The following is a 17,631-nucleotide window of genomic DNA, read 5'->3' on the forward strand; positions in this document are numbered from 1 at the left end:
AAGATCGCAAGCAACGGGCGCTAATCCTGGATTATGCTCATCCCTTTCTTTAGCGACGGATGTTCCCGATGACCGATTTGTCCGCGTTCCCCATCACCCAAAAATGGCCAGCCCAATACCCCGACTGGATCCAGCTTTACTCCTTGCCGACCCCCAATGGCGTCAAGGTGTCGATCATGCTTGAAGAGATCGGCCTGCCCTATGAACCGCATCGTGTGGGCTTCGACACCAATGACCAGATGTCGCCCGAGTTTCTGTCACTGAGCCCCAACAACAAGATTCCGGCCATCCTCGACCCCCATGGTCCCGGGGACAAACCCCTGCCATTGTTCGAGTCCGGGGCGATTCTGATTTACCTCGCCGACAAGAGCGGGCAACTGCTGGCTCAGGAATCGGCCGCGCGTTACGAGACGATTCAATGGCTGATGTTTCAGATGGGAGGCATCGGGCCGATGTTTGGCCAGCTCGGTTTCTTCAACAAGTTTGCCGGCAAGGACTACGAGGACAAACGACCGCGCGACCGCTACGTCGAGGAAAGTAAACGTTTGTTAAAGGTTTTGGATGGACGCCTTGAAGGGCGCGACTGGATCATGGGCGAGCGCTACACCATCGCCGACATCGCAACGTTCCCGTGGGTGCGCAACCTCATCGGTTTCTACGAAGCGGGCGATCTGGTGGGCATCAAGAATTTTGCGAATGTCACACGCGCGCTGGAGCGTTTCCTGGCGCGGCCGGCCGTCATGCGCGGGCTGGAAATTCCCAAATCGATCCTTTGATTTCTTCAAGACCAAGGCAGGCAATGAGTTCATTCGATTTCAAGCAAGTAGATGTCTTCAGCCGCGTCGCCCTCAAGGGCAACCCATTGGCAGTGGTGTTCGGTGCGGACGAACTCAGTGAGGAACGCATGGCCGCGTTCGCGACCTGGACCAACCTCAGTGAAACCACGTTCGTGCTGGAACCGCGCGATCCGCGGGCCGACTATCGGGTGCGGATCTTTACCACCCTGAACGAGTTGCCATTTGCCGGGCATCCGACCCTGGGCACCTGCCATGCGTGGCTTGATGCCGGTGGCGTGCCCAAGGGCGAGGAGATCATTCAGGAGTGCGGCGTCGGACTGGTGCGTATTCGTCGACAAGGCGCGCAGTTGGCCTTTCTCGCGCCGCCCCTGATTAACGCCGGGCCGGTGGACGCCGAACTGGTGGAGCGCGTGCGACGCGGCCTTGGCCTGGAGGTTGGGGTGATTGTGCGGGCGCAGTGGGTGGATAACGGTGCCGGATGGCTGGCAGTCATGCTCGAAGAGCGCCAACAGGTGCTGGACTTGCAGCCGGATCATTCGCAAATGCTGGGCCTGGCCGTCGGCGTGATTGCGCCGTGCAATCCCGAGCGCGATGGTGATGACGCACAGTTCGAAGTGCGGGCGTTCATCTCGGGTGACGGCATGCCGGAAGACCCCGCCACGGGCAGTCTGAACGCAGGGATTGCGCAATGGTTGCTCGCTGAAGGGCTGGCGCCTGCCTCCTATGTGGTCAGCCAGGGTTTGACGATGGGACGAGCGGGGCGCATCCAGGTGGATCAGGTGGGTGATGAGATCTGGATTGGCGGTGCTGTGGTGACCTGCATTACCGGCACCCTGATGCTTTAACCGCCCTGTAGCAGCTGCCGAGCGTGCGAGGCTGCGTCCGGCTGCGCAGCAGTCGTGGCCCGGTGAACGCGGTTTGACTGAAAGAATTCGGTTGCAGGTTTTGCGACTGCTTCGCAGCCGGACGCAGCCTCGCACGCTCGGCAGCTGCTACGAGGGATGTGTTACAGGCGCGGATTATTGCTGACCCGGTAAGGGTTTTTCCGCTCTTGAGGTTTGTGCCTGGCGCCTTGCAAGGCATAAGCTTCGCTCCCTACGACGTTTATCTTGTCCTCCGTTTTCAGGAATGCCCATGTCCAGTCAGTTCCCCGAAGCACGTCCACGCCGTCTGCGCCGCAATGCGAGCCTGCGCAGCCTGTTCCAGGAAACCGAATTCAGCCTGAACGATCTGGTACTGCCGATTTTCGTCGAGGAAGAAATCGACGACTTCGTGCCGATCAAAAGCATGCCTGGCGTGATGCGCATTCCGGAGTCGAAACTGGCCGGCGAGATCGAGCGCTACGCCCGCGCCGGCATCAAATCCGTGATGACCTTCGGCGTGTCGCATCATCTGGACAGCGGTGGCAGCGACACCTGGAACGACAACGGGCTGGTGTCGCGCATGTCGCGGATCGCCAAGGATGCCGTGCCAGAGATGATCGTGATGTCCGACACCTGCTTCTGCGAATACACCGACCACGGTCATTGCGGCGTGCTGCACAACCACGAAGTCGATAACGACCAGACCCTGATCAACCTCGGCAAACAAGCCGTGGCCGCCGCGCGGGCTGGCGCCGATGTGATTGCGCCCTCGGCGGCCATGGACGGGCAGGTCCAGGCGATTCGCCGGGCGCTGGATGACGCGGGTTTCAGCCAGACCGCGATCATGGCGTATTCCACCAAATTTGCCTCGGCACTCTATGGCCCGTTCCGTGAAGCCGGCGGCAGCGCGCTCAAGGGCGACCGCAAAAGCTATCAGATGAACCCGATGAACCGCCGCGAAGCGGTGCGCGAATCGCTGATGGACGAACAGGAAGGCGCGGATGCACTGATGGTGAAACCGGCCGGTGCCTACCTGGACATCATCCGCGACATCCGCGAGGTGTCGCGTTTGCCGTTGTCGGCGTACCAGGTCAGTGGCGAGTACGCGATGATCAAATTCGCGGCGCAAGCGGGGGCGATCGATGAGGATCGCGTGGTGCGTGAAAGCCTCGGGGCGATCAAGCGCGCGGGGGCGGATTTGATTTTCACCTACTTCGCGATGGACCTGGCCCTGGCTGGCATCTGAACCCCATTGCCAATGTGGTGTTCTCAGGGGCAGCCAAAAAATGGCCGAATCCCGTGATCCCTGAAGTACCGCTCGATCACTTTCGGATCGGAACACGTCTCGGCAATCGCCACATACGTATCCGGCCGTAACAGGTAAAACCCGTTACGGCCCAGCCCCGCGGCTTCAAACGCGGGCCTCCAGCCGAACACCTGCAGCGGCAGGTGATGCTCATTACACCAAGCGATCATTTCGTCGCTGGTGTCGCCATATACATGCACTTGCCAGTTCGGGTTCTTCAGCGACCCAAAATTATCGCCCTCACCGTCGTGGGCCCAGGGCAGGCGATCACCGCCGTGAACGTGCCCGGCAACGCCAGTGCTCAGCGGCATGCCGCGATAATTGAGGGTGATCTGCGAGACCGTGCGAAACAGGAACTCGCGGGTCGCTTCAAACGAAGCCATTTTGGGAATCACAAACGGTGCCAGCCGTGTACGCAGCACGTCGGCCAGACGACCTTCGGCGGTGACGAACGTGAATACACGGTCGGTGGTGGCGACCAGTTTGCGGGCGAACGCGATACGCTCGGTTTCGTACGTGTCCAGCAGCTTGGCCGTAGCGCCGCCGCTTAACACCGCCGCGAGTTTCCATGCCAGGTTGATGGCATCGCCGATTCCGGTGTTCATGCCCTGACCACCCGCCGGGCTGTGCACATGGGCGGCGTCACCCAATAGAAACGCGCGTGCGGTGCGAAAGTGGTCGGCCACCCGATGATGCACACGGTAGGTCGAGAACCAGTTCACCTGTTCGATCTGCACCTTGAGATGTTCGATGGCCCGGCTGCTGATGTCCTCAAACTGCAGGGTTTCAGCCTGCTCGGCACGTTCGTCGCGCACGGTGCCGATCAACCGGGCACGGCCTGTGCCGCCGAGTGGAAATATGGCGAGGAAGTCCGCTTCATCCAGATCCACATGCAGTTCGCCATTGAAGGTCGGCCCGCTGGCTTGTACGTCGGCGACATAGAAAATCTGCTGGTAGGTCCCGCCTGGAAAGCCGGTGTCCAGGGTCTTGCGCACAATTGACCGGGCACCGTCGCAACCCGCCAGATAACAGGCCTGACAGGTTTCCTGCTGGCCGTCGGGCAAGCGCAGTTGGGCGGTGATGCCATCGCCGGTGTCTGTGAAGCTTTCCAGTTCCGTGTTGCGCTCCACCTGAATACCAAAGGCTTCGAGGCGTTTTATCAGCAGTCGCTCGTGCTCGTCCTGAGGGTATATTTCGAGGAAGGAGTAGGGCGTCAGTCCCTCGCCGACGCGGCTCAGGGGCAAGCGCGCCACCGGTTCGCCCTTGACCCAGAAATTCGCCGCCTCAACACGATGACCGTTTTGCACCACGGCCTCGCTGAGATCAAGCTGGCGATACAGCTCCAGTGTCCGCGCCTGGACCGCGAGTGCCCGCGACGTCGTGCCGGGTGCCGACGTCTTGTCGAGAATCCGCACGCGAACGCCCATTTTGCTCAACCACAGCGCGAGTACCAGCCCGGTCGGGCCGGCGCCGACGATCAGCACGTCACTACGATTCATCAACCTGTCCTCCTCGGTGACTGGCTCAAGTATGGTCCACTCGTACAGCGCAGGCAGGCTGACTGCCCAACGGAAACGGCCGTGCTGCTGCGACCGGGGAACGGGGGGCGGCGGCAGGAGTCATAGCCTGCGCCATGCCATTGGTCGTATGGTTAACCCGGTTCAACGGATTTGATGGAGCACCATGCAAGCCAATCGATTGCTCACGGGGGTTGCGGCGCTGTTGCTTTTGGCCGGTTGCGGCACTCAACGCTCGCAGGAACAGCCTGCGCGCACGCCCGCCGAGGTCAAGGCCGAGATCTTGCGGCTATTGCCGGTTAAAACCACCGATCGGCAGGGCTGGGCCACGGACATATACACCGCATTCGCTACCCGGAAACTTGATCCCTCCACGCAAAACCTGTGTTCGGTGATCGCCGTCACCGAGCAGGAATCCACGTTTCAGGTCGACCCGCCGGTGCCGGGCCTGGGCAAGATCGCTCGGGAAGAGATCGATCGTCGCGCCGCTAAAGCTCATATCCCCAGTCTGTTAGTCAGTGGCGCATTGCAGTTGCGTTCACCCAACGGCAAAAGCTACAGCGAGCGCCTCAAAGCAGCGCGCAGCGAGAAAGAACTCAGCGCGATTTTCGATGACTTCATTGGCATGGTGCCATTGGGCAAGACCCTGTTTGGTGGCTTCAATCCGGTGCACACTGGCGGGCCAATGCAGGTCAGCATCGATTTCGCCGAGCAGCAGGCGCGGGGCTATCCGTACCCGGTGAACGGTTCGATCCGGCATGAAGTGTTCAGCCGCCGAGGCGGCATGTACTTCGGCATCGCCCACTTGTTGGGTTACCCGGTGAGCTATACGCAACCGCTGTATCGCTTCGCTGATTTCAATGCCGGCTGGTATGCCAGCCGCAATGCGGCGTTTCAGAACGCGTTGAGTCGGGTGTCAGGCATTCCGCTGGCGCTGGATGGCGATCTGGTTCGCTATGACTCGATCATGCCCGGCACCACTGAAGTAGCGGCGCGCAGCCTCGGCAAGCAGTTGGGCATGCGCAATACGACCATTCGCGATCAATTGGAGGAGGGCAAAAGTCTGACATTCGAGGACACCGAACTCTATCGACGAGTGTTCGCGTTGGCCGACCAGGCCGAAGGTCGGTCATTGCCTCGTGCAGTGCTACCGGGGATTGAGTTGCAAAGCCCGAAAATCACCCGAAAACTTACGACCGCGTGGTTCGCCAAACGGGTCGATGAGCGTTATCAGCGCTGCCTGGTGCGGGCAGGCCAGTGAGCGGAAGCAAAAAACAGACGTAAAAAAACCCGGCGGGTGAGGCCGGGTTTTTCATTGAGTCCTGCGGTAAAACCCTGCATTTATGCCGCACGGCTTTCGATCAAGCGGTCGGAGCCACCTTCGGCCACGCGGTTTTGCATCAGACGGTCGGAACCATCAGCGGCAACGCGGTTTTCGATCAGACGGTCGGAGCCACCTTCAGCAACGCGGTTCTGCATCAGACGGTCGGAACCATCAGCGGCAACGCGGTTTTCGATCAGACGGTCGGAGCCACCTTCAGCAACGCGGTTCTGCATCAGACGGTCGGAACCATCAGCGGCAACGCGGTTTTCGATCAGGCGGTCGGAGCCACCTTCGGCAACGCGGTTCTGCATCAGACGGTCGGAACCATCAGCGGCAACGCGGTTTTCGATCAAACGGTCAGAACCATCAGCGGCAACGCGGTTTTCGATCAAACGGTCAGAACCATCAGCGGCAACACGATTTTCGATCAAACGATCCGAACCCCCTTCAGCCACACGGCTTTCAATCAGGCGATCCGAGCCGCCTTCGGCGACGACAGGTTGAGCAGAGGTAGCGGCAAAAGCGTTAACTGCAAAAACCGAGAAAGCGATGCTGAGAAGAGTTTGGCGTTTCATGAGGGTGTGCTCCGGGGTGTTATTGGTTGGTATGGAGCGGATGTTACGCCGACGATTTTTTATGAGAACTTCATTGCTGTGATTGTGAACATCGACGGTATTGATAGGTGATGAAAGTAACCCCACGCAGGCGTGATGGTTCAGTCGTCGGATAGCGCGGGTAGGGTTGAGCGGCACTTCTACACTGGTTAGCTGGCGCGTGCCCCCGAGGAGCCAATCATGAATACCAGTTCTTATGTTGCCGAACACACCGGCCTGCTGCTGGTGGACCCTTACAACGACTTCCTCAGCGAAGGGGGCAAACTTCACGGTCGGGCCAAACCGGTGGCTGACAGCGTCGGCACGCTGGCCAATCTGAAGGCCGTGGTGTCGGCCGCTCGCCATGCCGGGATCCGGGTTTTCTATGTACCCCACCACCGCGCCGAACCGGATGACCTGGCCCACTGGCAGCATCCCAGCCCTTATCAACAAGGGGCCAGCAGCGCGCAAGTGTTTGCGGCGGGAGCCTGGGGCGGGGAATGGCACCCGGACTTCCATCCCGAGGCGGGCGACGTGATCGTCAAGGAACACTGGGGCGGCAGCGGTTTCGCCAACACCGACCTGGACTTTTTGCTCAAGCAACACGGGATCGACAAGGTCGTGGTGGTGGGGATGCTCGCCAATACCTGCATCGAAACCACCGGCAAGTTTGCCGCTGAACTGGGCTATCACGTGACGCTGGTGCGCGACGCCACCGCCGCGTTCAGTGCAGAAGCCATGCATGCCGCGCATGAGATCAACGGGCCGACGTATGCGCATTCGATTGTCACGACGGCCGAGTTGATCGCAGCGCTGGGCTAGTACGGCCAGCAGATGGCGCCTCTCTTGATCCTTCATTTTTGTCACGCCAGGAGGCCGCACCATGTACCAACTTTATGGACACCAGAATTCCGGCGCGGCGGCGATAGAGGCTGCCCTCGAACTCTGTGAAATTCCTTATCGCTTCATCGACGTCGAATCTTCGCTAGAGGCCGCCCACGCGCTGGAAAAACTCAACCCGCTCAAACAAATCCCAACCCTGCAATTACCCGATGGCAGTGTGCTGAGCGAAAGCGCGGCGATCCTGATTCATCTCGGGCTGACCTTTCCCGAGTCGAACCTGCTGCCGAAGCTGGCCGCTGATCGCGATCAAGCCATTAGGGGCCTGGCGTTCATCATCTGCAATTGCTACACCGCCATCGGCATTATCGATTACCCCGAACGCTGGTTGATCGAGGCGGATGAGTCGTCCAGACAAAATCTCATGGCCGGCGCCCGCACACGCTTGCACTGGAGCTGGGAGGTGTTTGCCGATCAGTTTTCCGGCGAGCTGTATCTGGGCGATGAGACGCCGGGAGCGCTGGATGTACTGGCGGCGGTGGTGTCGAGATGGGCGGGCAGCCGGGAGCATTTACGCCGTACCCGGCCCGGTTTTTTTGCATGGCTTGAGCGTATAGACCGGCACCCGACCTTGGCACCGGTCTTCGCGCGGCATTGGCCAACCTGAACACAAAAGATCAACGGTGAGCTGTAGGCGCCGGGCTTGCCCGCGATGCAGGCGACCCGGTTTGACGTCGAACCGGGTTGATCCCATCGCGGGCAAGCCCGGCTCCCACAGGTTTTTGTAGTGTGTACGGATTATTCCCCGCGGATGTACTGCTCCAGTTGTTGAATCAGTTCAGCCTGCTCGGCAATGGCTTCCTTGACCAGGTCGCCGATCGACAACAAGCCGATCAACTTGCCGTTTTCCACCACCGGCAAGTGACGCAGGCGCCTGTCGGACATGATGCCCAGGCACGTATCGACGGTTTGATGGGTGTCCACGGTAATGACTGGGGACACCATGATGTCGCGCACCGGCGTGCCGACCGAGGAGCGGCCATGCAGCACCAGTTTGCGGGCGTAGTCGCGTTCACTGATGATGCCCAGCACTTCGTCATTTTCTACCACCAGCAAGGCACCGACGTTTTTCTCGGCCATCTTCATCAGTGCTTCCAGCACCATATGATCAGGCTTGATCTGATGCACTTCCTGATTCTTCTGATCTTTGAGCTTGAGCAGTTGAGCGACGGTTTTCATGGCGGTTTCTCGGGTGTTGTCGTTGTTCTTGAAGAATCGTAGACGCAAGCGCTGAGGGCAAGGGAGAAAGCGGCAGATAACACTCAAAAAACGTCATTCGGCGGTTTTTCTTTGGTAAAGCTTCGTCGAAAGGAGCGTGCCAAGGGAAATTCTCACCCCTGACCCGCTGACCCTTGATGACGGGTAGAATTGCAGCCTGAACAAAACGTGAGGTTGCAGTGGTGGATTTACAGCAGGGCTTCGTCCTGACCCGGCATTGGCGCGACACCCCGGCCGGTACGGAAGTCGAGTTCTGGCTGGCGACCGACTCCGGTCCCCGGCGCATCCGCCTGCCTCATCAGCCGTCGGTGGGGTTCATTGCGGCGCAGCAGCGCGAGCAGGCTGAGGCAGTGCTGCACGGCGAGAAAAACGTCGAGCTCAAGCCCCTGGCGCTTCTGGATTTCGAGCACCGCCCGGTGCTCGGCTTGTATTGCCAGCAGCACGGTCAGTTGATGCGCCTGGAAACCGCGCTGCGCAAGGCCGGCGTCGAGATGTTCGAGGGCGACGTACGCCCGCCGGAGCGCTACATGATGGAGCGGTTCATCACGGCGCCGGTGATTTTTGGCGGCACGCCCGATGCGCAGGGCTTGTTGCTCGACGCGCAGATGAAACCCGATCCGGACTACCGACCAACGCTGCGCCTGGTCTCGCTGGACATCGAAACCACCGCGCAGGGCGAGTTGTATTCCATTGCGCTGGAAGGCTGCGGCGAGCGGCAGGTGTACATGCTCGGACCGCCCAACGGCGACGACAGTCAGGTGGATTTCCAGCTCGAGTACTGTGACTCGCGAACCGTGCTGCTGAAAAAGCTCAATGAATGGTTTGCCCGCCACGATCCCGACGCAATCATCGGCTGGAACGTCGTGCAGTTCGACCTGCGCGTGCTCCATGAACACGCCCGGCGCCTGGCGGTCCCGCTCAAGCTGGGGCGTGGCGGTGAAGAGATGCAATGGCGCGAGCACGGCAGCCGCAACCATTACTTCGCCTCGGCGGCAGGGCGGTTGATCATCGACGGTATTGAGTCCCTGCGCTCGGCGACCTGGAACTTCCCGTCGTTCAGCCTGGAAAACGTCGCGCAAACCCTGCTCGGTGAGGGCAAGTCAATCAGCACGCCTTACCAGCGCATGGACGAAATCAACCGGATGTTCGCCGAGGACAAACCGGCCCTCGCCACGTACAACCTCAAAGACTGCGAACTGGTGACGCGGATTTTCGCCAAGACCCAGTTGCTGACTTTCCTGCTGGAACGGGCCAGCGTCACCGGTTTGCCGGCCGATCGCAGCGGTGGTTCGGTGGCGGCGTTCACCCACTTGTACATGCCGCTGATGCACCGCCAGGGCTTTGTCGCGCCCAACCTTGGCCGCCAGTCACCGCAGGCCAGCCCCGGCGGCTTTGTCATGGACTCACAACCGGGTCTGTACGAGTCAGTGCTGGTGCTCGACTACAAAAGCCTTTATCCGTCGATCATCCGTACCTTTCTGATCGACCCGGTCGGGCTGATCGAAGGCTTGCAACACCCCGACGACAGAGACTCGGTACCGGGTTTTCGCGGGGCACGTTTTTCCAGAACCCGGCATTGCCTGCCCGCCATCGTCGCCCGGGTGGCCGAAGGTCGTGAGACTGCCAAGCGCGAACACAACGCACCGCTGTCCCAGGCGCTGAAGATCATCATGAATGCCTTCTACGGCGTGCTCGGTTCCAGCGGCTGCCGCTTCTTCGACACGCGCCTGGCTTCGTCCATTACCTTGCGCGGTCACGAAATCATGCTGCGCACCCGGCAGTTGATCGAAGCCCAGGGCCACACAGTGATTTATGGCGATACCGACTCTACGTTCGTCTGGCTGCGCCGGGCCCACGGACAGGAGGAAGCCGCGCAGATCGGTTTTGCGTTGGTCGATCACGTCAACCAGTGGTGGCGCGAGCATGTGCGGGCGGAGTACGGACTGGAAAGTGCGTTGGAGTTGCAGTTCGAAACCCACTACAAGCGCTTTCTGATGCCAACCATCCGTGGTGCGGAGGAGGGCAGCAAGAAGCGTTATGCCGGCCTGGTCACGCGCGCCGATGGCTCTGATGAAATGGTCTACAAAGGCCTGGAAACCGTGCGCACCGACTGGTCGCCACTGGCCCGGCAATTCCAGCAGGAGCTGTACTCGCGGATCTTCCATCGCAAGCCGTATCAGGATTACGTTCGCGATTACGTGCGCAAGACCCTGGCCGGCGAGTTCGACGACCGTCTGATTTACCGCAAGCGTCTGCGCCGCACCCTCGATGACTACGAGCGCAACGTGCCGCCCCACGTGCGCGCCGCGCGCATCGCCGATGATTTCAATGACCGGCAGGGTCGCCCGCGTCAGTACCAGAACGGCGGCTGGATCAGCTACGTGATCACCGTCGCCGGGCCCGAGCCGCTGGAGATCCGCAGCGCGCCCATCGACTATGACCACTACGTCACCCGGCAGCTGCAACCGGTGGCGGATGCGATCCTGCCGTTTGTGGACGACGACTTCTCAACGCTGATTGGTGGGCAAATGGGCTTGTTTTAGGTCCAGCAGAGACAGCGTCCAGTCATCCCGTATGCCGTGGAAATATTGCTCGAGGGCTCGATGGAAAACGCTGCCGTCGGGGGCGACTTGGGCAAACAGGGTCATCGAGGAGTGAAATTTCAGGTCATCAGGATGGCCGAAGATATCGGCGATCGAGCGTTGTTTGACGTTCAGGACCAATTGCGTGCACGTGCGTAGCCTTGGGCCCAGCAGTGGATGCTCCAGATACGCCGCGGCTTCCTCGTCGGAGCGTATGGCGAAGTGGCGGGACATCTCGCTTCCGCCTAACCCGGCAAGCTGCGGAAAGATGAACCACATCCAGTGGCGGCTTTTTTTTCCGGCGTGCAGTTCTTCCTGTACCCATTTGAATACCGGGTCTTGAGCCTGGACGAAGCGTGGCAAATTAAAAGCGTCGAGCTGATCGGTGCTTCTCATGCACATGCCCTCTGGCAAATCGGCGATGGTTCAGACCATGGCCAACCGATGTTTGCGTTGTGGCGCGTGAAACGCGTGATCCAGCGCCTCCAGATCCCCGGGTTCGAGCCGCAACTGCGCGGCTTGCGCATTCAATTGCACGTGTTCAGGTTTGACCGCTTTGGGGATGGCGATCACGCCGCTCTGCCGCAGAATCCATGCCAGCGCTACTTGAGCCGGTGACGCCCCATGACGGGCGGCAACCTTTTTCAGCGCCGGATGGGCCAGCATTTGCCCGCCCTGACCGATCGGGCAGTAAGCCATCAATGGCTGGCGATGCTGTTGGCTCCAGGGCAGCAAATCAAATTCGATGCCGCGCTCTTCCAGGTTGTAGAGCACCTGATTGGTGGCGCAGGCCGGTGAGTCGAGTTCTTGCAGGTCGTCCACATCGAAATTGGACACGCCCCAACGACCGATCTTGCCGTCTTCACGCAGGCGTTCGAAGGCTTCGACGGTTTCCTCCAGGGAATACTGGCCACGCCAGTGCAGCAGGTACAAGTCGATGTAATCGGTGTTCAGACGCCGAAGGCTGCGCTCGCAGGCCTGGGGAATGCCTTTGCAGCTGGCGTTGTGGGGGTAGACCTTGCTGACCAGAAAGACGTTGTCACGCAGACCACTGATGGCTTCAGCGACCACTTCCTCGGCACCGCCTTCAGCGTACATTTCGGCGGTATCGATCAACGTCATGCCTAACTCGATACCCAGCCGCAGGGCGGCGACTTCATGCCGGTGCGCCGAGCGATCCTCGCCCATGCGCCAGGTGCCCTGGCCGATGACCGGAACCTGGGAGCCGGCCAATTCGAGGGTCCGCATGAAAACCTCCTTTCTGTAACTCGGTGGATATTAAATGGGCAGCAAAATGCCCCGGTGGTTCCGCAGCGCACTAGATAGTTGGTGATAGCGAACACGACGAAATCTCAGCTGCAGATTGTCGGTATCGTTGCCCACGGACCACCGGCACTGCACTTTTCTGGTTTTGGTGGCTCTATCCTTGGGCAGCCGGCGGCGATCCCCACCGTCGGCCCATGCCCAAGTTCAAGAACCCATGGCTCGAGTTTTACCCCGTATCACCTCACCGATCCACCGCTGTTGCCTGCTTTCGGCCTGCCTGACAATGCTCTTTGTCAGCGGTTGCAGCCAGCAGCAGGGCAACGACATCGTCAGCCAGTTCCGTGAAGGCAGGCCGCAGGAATTCCTGCAGACCAGCGTCGACCGCATGGCCACGCTGACAATGCGTGACAACCTCGACAGCCTCTACCTGCTGATGAGCAAGCTTTACCTGCGCAACCCCGATGAGCTGAAGAAATCCGGTTTCCTCGATGCCCGAACCGCTGGCAAACAAGTGCGCATGGCCATCGAGCTGCAACAGCCGTTGCCCACCCTGGGCGGTAAAAAAGACCTGGCGGCCCTTCGGTATGCCATGAGCCCGGAATTTCTCGGTGACCGGGTCGGTGCCTTCATCTATGCCATCGGCAGCATGCTGGTGACCGCTCACGGCAATCGCCTGGAGTTCTACATGACGGATGCGATCAACCCGACGTTCGTCAGCAATGCCGCGCGCAACATCGAGATCGCCACGTGGATCCTCAGCCAACGGCAAAACAGCAATGGCGAGCCGTTGCTGTTTTCCAATGAAATTTCGGAGGAGGGCAGCAACCTGAGTTTTGCCGTGGAGTTCGGCAAAATCGTCGCACGCCTGGATTTGCTGACGCAGATGCTGGACGAACGCTACCGGCGCATTGGCTTGAACTACGCGCAGAGTCTGTTGTTTCTGAATTTCCTGCCGGTGCAATAAACCCCGACACAAACCCTATAGGAGCTGAGCTTGCTCGCGATAGCGGACTTTGAGCCACCACATATGTTGAATGTTATACCGCTATCGCGAGCAAGCTCAGCTCCTACAGGGGAATGGGGGATAGTTGTGTCTCGGGTATAACGATAGTTCGCATCGATATAAGTGGTTATAAGAAAAATCGCTATGCTGCGGGCCAGATTTCTCCTGCGATCTTTGTGGACGTATCAATGGAATTAGTGAACATCGGGTTGGTCATTGCCGGGTTGGTCGTTGGCTTTATTGTCGGCATGACGGGCGTCGGTGGCGGGTCATTGATGACCCCGATCCTGTTGTGGTTCGGTATTAACCCCGCGACGGCTGTCGGCACCGATTTGCTGTACGCGGCAATCACCAAATCCAGTGGCGTGCTGGTTCACCGCAAAAACAACAACATCGACTGGGCGATTACCGGCTGGCTGACCCTCGGCAGCGTGCCGGCAGTGGCGTTGACGTTGTGGTTCCTGAGCAGCTTGCACACCGCGCCTGAAACGATGAATGCCATCATCAAACAAGCGCTGGGTTTCGTCCTGTTCGCCACGGCGCTGGCGATTCTGTTCAAGAAGCGCCTGCTCGATTTCGCGCACAAACGCGCGGGTGGCAACTATAACCCCAGCGGTTCGCGCCTCAATGTAATGACCGTCATCACGGGCCTGGTGCTGGGCACCATGGTTGCGTTGACGTCCATTGGTGCCGGCGCCCTGGGCACCGTCGCATTGTTCATCCTGTACCCGCTGTTGCCAACCCGCCGCCTCGTCGGCACGGAAATCGCCCACGCCGTGCCACTGACGCTGGTCGCCGGGCTTGGCCATGCGAGCATGGGCAACATGGATTGGCACGTGCTGGGTTACCTGCTGATCGGTTCGCTGCCGGGTATCTGGTTGGGTAGCCATTTGACCGGGCGCATCTCCGATGAACTGTTGCGCCCGTGCCTGGCAACCATGTTGGTTTTGATCGGTTACAAACTGGCGTTCTGATTCAACCCCATGCGCCAGCTTCACTCGCGGGTGAAAATTTCCAGCAGATGCCCGTCCGGGTCATCGAAATACACCCGCCGTCCCCCTGCGTAATCGTTGATTTCCTTCGGCCGCTGCTTGCCCGGATCAGCCCACCAAGGCTGTCCGCATGCTTGCAGGCGCGCGAACGCGTTGTCGAAGTCATCGTCACCGATCAAAAACGCATAGTGCTGGGACGCAATCGGCGGCTCATTGTTGTAGAAATCCAGCGACACGCCGTTATCGAACTTGACGACCAGCATGGGGCCGAAAGGCTCGGGAGCGGGCAGGCCGAGGAGTTCGGCGAGGAAATTCGCGGAAACCTGTTTGTCGCGGCACCAGACGATGGTGTGGTTCAACTGAGCGCTCATGGAGTTGTCCTCACGGCGGTTCAGGTGGGTCGTTTTAAGTGATGAGAGTAGCTCAGCCTGTTGCGCAATGACCGCCCTGACCTAAGCTTGGGTCAAGGCGAAACACAATTGCGGTGCGTCACCGGAACGAACGCCGCGATGCGCAATCATTAGAGCGTGGTTATCAAAAGGAGATGCGCATGCTCATCAGGTTTTTGACCCTGACAACCTTGCTGGCTTTCGCCGGTCCCTTGTTCGCAGCCGAGGGCGATTCACCGCTGGATATAGACAAGGGCAGGTTTAGGCCATTGATTGTTATCGCGCCCAGTACCGTCGACCCGGTCTGGACGGGACTGAAAAAGTCGCTGGCTGATCCGGCCAACAAAGAGGGGATCGCTCAACGCAATATCAAGGTGTACAGCGTGCTGAACATGTTCGGGCAGCTTGACGGCAGGGACCTCGGTCAGCAGGACACCATGGCACTGATCCGCTCGCTGAAACTTGGTGCGGGGGCGTTGCCCAAAGTGATCCTGATCGGCAAGGACGGCGAGAAGAAGCTTGAGAGTTCGGGGGATGAGTCAAAGTCCGTCGATTTGAAGAAGATTTTCGACACCATCGATGCCCTGCCAGCGGCTGAGAAAGAAGCCACCGCGCCGGCGGTCGTAGCCCCCCCGGCTGAAGCCGAACCCGTCAATGGGGCCAAAGGCACCAAGGGCGCAAAGGCTGGCAAAGCGGGCAAACCGGCCAAGCCCCCGGAAATGCCGGATGACTGAAACGTTGAGGGCGTCTGTTCCTTTTGATGGGTGGGATTGAACGCCGATTTCAGTCACCGTCATGACAATGGGCGATCTAAACGATCGCCCATTTTTTTTGCAGGTGAAGTACCCGCCTTCACGGGCCTCGGACATTTCCTTCAAGTTGTGTAGCACTTGATGAACTGGTGCCCTACAGCGCGCACCGCTAGCCTTTGTTGAAGTCCGCGATATTGAGGGACCCAAGGACGAAAACCCCCGTGGAAAAAGGAGCCCCGCCTGTGAAAAAGATCAGTAAGCCTCAACAACCGCAAACGCCCACCGATGCCGATCATCCCGATTCTGTGAAGGTGTGTGGTACCGCAGAAGTGGCGGTCATTCCACGCCCCAGGCGTGTTCCCACTGCTCGGCAGATATTCGCCGTTGTCCCCGGCGTCGACACGCTGACGCTGCTAAGGCAAGCCAGCGAAACCCTCGCATCGCTGAATGCCCTGCTCGAGAATTTTGCGGCAAAACTGGACGCGCCGAACCGTGGTGAAATCTTTTCGATCCAGCAGTTGGCGATGATCGCTGAGTTGTTGGTGACCCAGGTGCGGGACAACCTTGTTCCGCAGGACGATGCGTCTGACGGTTCGCCAGTGACTCGGCATTAAGCGAGCGACATAACGACAATGGGTGACCTCAAAGGGTCACCCATCCGTCTGTAGCTGCCGGGCCTGTGAGGGCTGCGTTCGGCGACGAAGTCGTTGTAAACCCGGCGGACGCGGTTTTCCTGAAAAACTGCATCGTCTGATTTCACGACGACTTCGTCGCCGAGCGCAGCCTCGCGGGCTCGGCAGCTGCTACAGGAGTCGCGTTGCTCTTGGTTATTCGGTCAGGGCACTCAATATCGTGTGGGCGATTTTGATGCGTTCCGGGTTTGGGTAATTTTTGTTGGCCAGGATCACGATGCCGATGTCCTTCGAGGGTACGAACGCGACATAGGCACCAAAGCCACCCGTTGAGCCGGTTTTGTTGAACAACAGGTTTTCCTGTTGTGGCTGCGGCGGGTTCAACCAATTGACCTTGTGCGCTTCCATTGCCATCTCGGTCGAATTACCGGCAAGCAGCCGATCCAGCGTGACCGGGTAGGGGTAGAACTCCCAGGCCAGCCCCTGCGTCATGTTGCCCACGGTGTAATAACCGGTGTGGGTGGTAGCAATGGCTTGCTGTAGCGGCTTTTCCAACCCTGCCGGTTTCATGTTCGCTTCGACAAAACGCAGTAAGTCCGAGGCGCTGGTTTTCACGCCGTAGGCTTCGGAGTCCAGAGCACCCGGCTCGAGACGCACCGGCTTGTCGTCTTTGTTGTACCCCAACGCGTAAAGCCCCATCTGGTTTTTGGGGACATTGAGGTAGGTGTGCTCAAGGCCCAGTTTCGGCAACAAGGTCTTTTCCAACAGGGTATCGAACGGCTGGCCCATGCTGTAGGCGGCGAGGTAACCGGATAGCCCTATGCTTGGGTTCGAATACTGGCGATGGGTTCCGGCGGGATACACCGGTGTCCACTGCTTGAAATAACCCAGCATCTTATCCGCGTGGTCTGCGTTGTCGGGGAACTGCAGCGGCAACCCGCCAGCGGTGTAAGTGGCCAATTGCAATACGCTGATGTGGTCGAACGCACTGCCGCGCAAGGCTGGTAAAACAGCGCTGGCTGTATCGGACAGGGACAGTTTGCCGCTGGCCTGTGCATAGGCGGCCAGCGTGGCAGTGAAGGTTTTGCTGACCGAGCCGATTTCGAACAGGGTGTCCTGGCTGACCGGTTTGCCATCCTCTTTGGATGCTACGCCGTAATTAAAGTAATGCTTCTGACCATTTTGGGTGATCGCAACGGCGAGTCCCGTGATGTTCTGTTGCTGCATCACCGGGCCGACGGTGGCGTTGACCAAGGCTTCGAGCTGCTGGTCGGACGGTGTTGCAGCGAAACACGGCGCTGTGCCGAGCAGAAGTGCGAAAACGCTGTAGGTCGCTAGCCTTGGCAGTTTGTATTGATACATGTCTGATTCACTCTTCATGAGTTGTGATGATGTTAACCCGCTACACTCCATGCGCTCTTGCAAAACGGGCTAGCTAACAGGCGAGCAGAATCTAGGCAGTCTGCCGAACTTCGACAAACGACGAAATCTCGGGTT

At 59.4% G+C, this 17,631-nt stretch carries 18 protein-coding genes; 11 read left to right on the plus strand and 7 right to left on the minus strand.

Annotation, left to right across the window (positions count from 1 at the left end):
• Positions 1–68 precede the first annotated feature (68 nt).
• From BMS17_RS22030 to hemB, 3 genes are all read left to right on the plus strand, one after another.
• On the plus strand, positions 69–776 hold the full coding sequence (locus BMS17_RS22030) for a glutathione binding-like protein (protein WP_046032611.1): 708 nt from the start codon (positions 69–71) through the stop codon (positions 774–776).
• A gap of 23 nt (positions 777–799) precedes the next feature.
• Positions 800–1,642 (plus strand): PhzF family phenazine biosynthesis protein, encoded by an 843-nt coding sequence (locus tag BMS17_RS22035; protein WP_077431755.1) that lies wholly within the window; start codon positions 800–802, stop codon positions 1,640–1,642.
• 289 nt (positions 1,643–1,931) lie between these two features.
• Positions 1,932–2,906: a porphobilinogen synthase gene (gene hemB, locus BMS17_RS22040; protein ID WP_046032609.1), complete on the plus strand. Its 975-nt coding sequence runs from the start codon at positions 1,932–1,934 to the stop codon at positions 2,904–2,906.
• 23 nt (positions 2,907–2,929) lie between these two features.
• On the opposite strand, the gene BMS17_RS22045 is transcribed toward hemB, so the two are convergent.
• Entirely contained in the window at positions 2,930–4,465 is a 1,536-nt protein-coding gene (locus BMS17_RS22045; RefSeq protein WP_046032608.1) for an FAD-dependent oxidoreductase, read from the minus strand.
• A gap of 184 nt (positions 4,466–4,649) precedes the next feature.
• Between BMS17_RS22045 and BMS17_RS22050 the strand changes: the two genes are divergently transcribed.
• Positions 4,650–5,744: a DUF1615 domain-containing protein gene (locus tag BMS17_RS22050; protein WP_046032607.1), complete on the plus strand. Its 1,095-nt coding sequence runs from the start codon at positions 4,650–4,652 to the stop codon at positions 5,742–5,744.
• Between the two features lie 80 nt (positions 5,745–5,824).
• Here the strand turns inward: BMS17_RS22050 and BMS17_RS22055 are convergent, their stop codons facing one another.
• Positions 5,825–6,631, minus strand: a complete 807-nt coding sequence (locus BMS17_RS22055; protein ID WP_305879764.1) for a hypothetical protein — start codon at positions 6,629–6,631, stop codon at positions 5,825–5,827.
• Here BMS17_RS22055 and BMS17_RS22060 point away from each other — a divergent pair.
• Together BMS17_RS22060 and BMS17_RS22065 are read left to right on the plus strand one after the other, a co-directional pair.
• On the plus strand, positions 6,602–7,222 hold the full coding sequence (locus BMS17_RS22060) for an isochorismatase family cysteine hydrolase (protein WP_077431757.1): 621 nt from the start codon (positions 6,602–6,604) through the stop codon (positions 7,220–7,222). The two genes, BMS17_RS22055 and BMS17_RS22060, sit on opposite strands and share 30 nt — an antisense overlap.
• A gap of 61 nt (positions 7,223–7,283) precedes the next feature.
• Complete coding sequence (locus BMS17_RS22065) at positions 7,284–7,907, plus strand: glutathione S-transferase N-terminal domain-containing protein (protein WP_046032604.1); 624 nt, start codon at positions 7,284–7,286, stop codon at positions 7,905–7,907.
• A gap of 131 nt (positions 7,908–8,038) precedes the next feature.
• Here BMS17_RS22065 and BMS17_RS22070 read toward each other — a convergent pair whose 3' ends face one another.
• Complete coding sequence (locus tag BMS17_RS22070; protein WP_046032603.1) at positions 8,039–8,479, minus strand: CBS domain-containing protein; 441 nt, start codon at positions 8,477–8,479, stop codon at positions 8,039–8,041.
• A gap of 221 nt (positions 8,480–8,700) precedes the next feature.
• Between BMS17_RS22070 and BMS17_RS22075 the strand changes: the two genes are divergently transcribed.
• Complete coding sequence (locus BMS17_RS22075; RefSeq protein ID WP_175648987.1) at positions 8,701–11,061, plus strand: DNA polymerase II; 2,361 nt, start codon at positions 8,701–8,703, stop codon at positions 11,059–11,061.
• Here BMS17_RS22075 and BMS17_RS22080 read toward each other — a convergent pair.
• Positions 11,026–11,496, minus strand: coding sequence for a DUF1810 domain-containing protein (locus BMS17_RS22080; protein ID WP_077431758.1), 471 nt, complete (start codon positions 11,494–11,496; stop codon positions 11,026–11,028). The two genes, BMS17_RS22075 and BMS17_RS22080, sit on opposite strands and share 36 nt — an antisense overlap.
• A gap of 30 nt (positions 11,497–11,526) precedes the next feature.
• Complete coding sequence (locus BMS17_RS22085) at positions 11,527–12,348, minus strand: aldo/keto reductase (RefSeq protein WP_077431759.1); 822 nt, start codon at positions 12,346–12,348, stop codon at positions 11,527–11,529.
• A gap of 232 nt (positions 12,349–12,580) precedes the next feature.
• On the opposite strand from BMS17_RS22085, the gene BMS17_RS22090 reads away from it, so the two are divergent.
• Both BMS17_RS22090 and BMS17_RS22095 read left to right on the plus strand, forming a co-directional pair.
• Positions 12,581–13,330, plus strand: coding sequence for a hypothetical protein (locus BMS17_RS22090; protein WP_077431760.1), 750 nt, complete (start codon positions 12,581–12,583; stop codon positions 13,328–13,330).
• A 227-nt stretch (positions 13,331–13,557) separates the two neighbouring features.
• The gene (locus tag BMS17_RS22095; protein WP_077431761.1) at positions 13,558–14,343 is read left to right on the plus strand and encodes a sulfite exporter TauE/SafE family protein; all 786 of its coding nucleotides are present in this window, start codon (positions 13,558–13,560) and stop codon (positions 14,341–14,343) included.
• Positions 14,344–14,363: 20 nt separating this feature from the next.
• On the opposite strand, the gene BMS17_RS22100 is transcribed toward BMS17_RS22095, so the two are convergent.
• The gene (locus BMS17_RS22100) at positions 14,364–14,732 is read right to left on the minus strand and encodes a VOC family protein (RefSeq protein ID WP_077431762.1); all 369 of its coding nucleotides are present in this window, start codon (positions 14,730–14,732) and stop codon (positions 14,364–14,366) included.
• A 179-nt stretch (positions 14,733–14,911) separates the two neighbouring features.
• On the opposite strand from BMS17_RS22100, the gene BMS17_RS22105 reads away from it, so the two are divergent.
• Both BMS17_RS22105 and BMS17_RS22110 read left to right on the plus strand, forming a co-directional pair.
• Positions 14,912–15,484 (plus strand): DUF4174 domain-containing protein, encoded by a 573-nt coding sequence (locus tag BMS17_RS22105; protein ID WP_046032596.1) that lies wholly within the window; start codon positions 14,912–14,914, stop codon positions 15,482–15,484.
• 260 nt (positions 15,485–15,744) lie between these two features.
• Positions 15,745–16,116 carry a DUF6124 family protein gene (locus BMS17_RS22110; protein ID WP_046032595.1) on the plus strand — a complete coding sequence of 124 codons (372 nt, stop codon included), beginning with the start codon at positions 15,745–15,747 and terminating at the stop codon, positions 16,114–16,116.
• A gap of 213 nt (positions 16,117–16,329) precedes the next feature.
• Here the strand turns inward: BMS17_RS22110 and ampC are convergent, their stop codons facing one another.
• Complete coding sequence (gene ampC / locus BMS17_RS22115) at positions 16,330–17,496, minus strand: class C beta-lactamase (protein ID WP_139348109.1); 1,167 nt, start codon at positions 17,494–17,496, stop codon at positions 16,330–16,332.
• Positions 17,497–17,631: the final 135 nt, after the last annotated feature.

This window comes from Pseudomonas sp. C9 (genome assembly GCF_002000165.1).
GTDB lineage: Bacteria > Pseudomonadota > Gammaproteobacteria > Pseudomonadales > Pseudomonadaceae > Aquipseudomonas.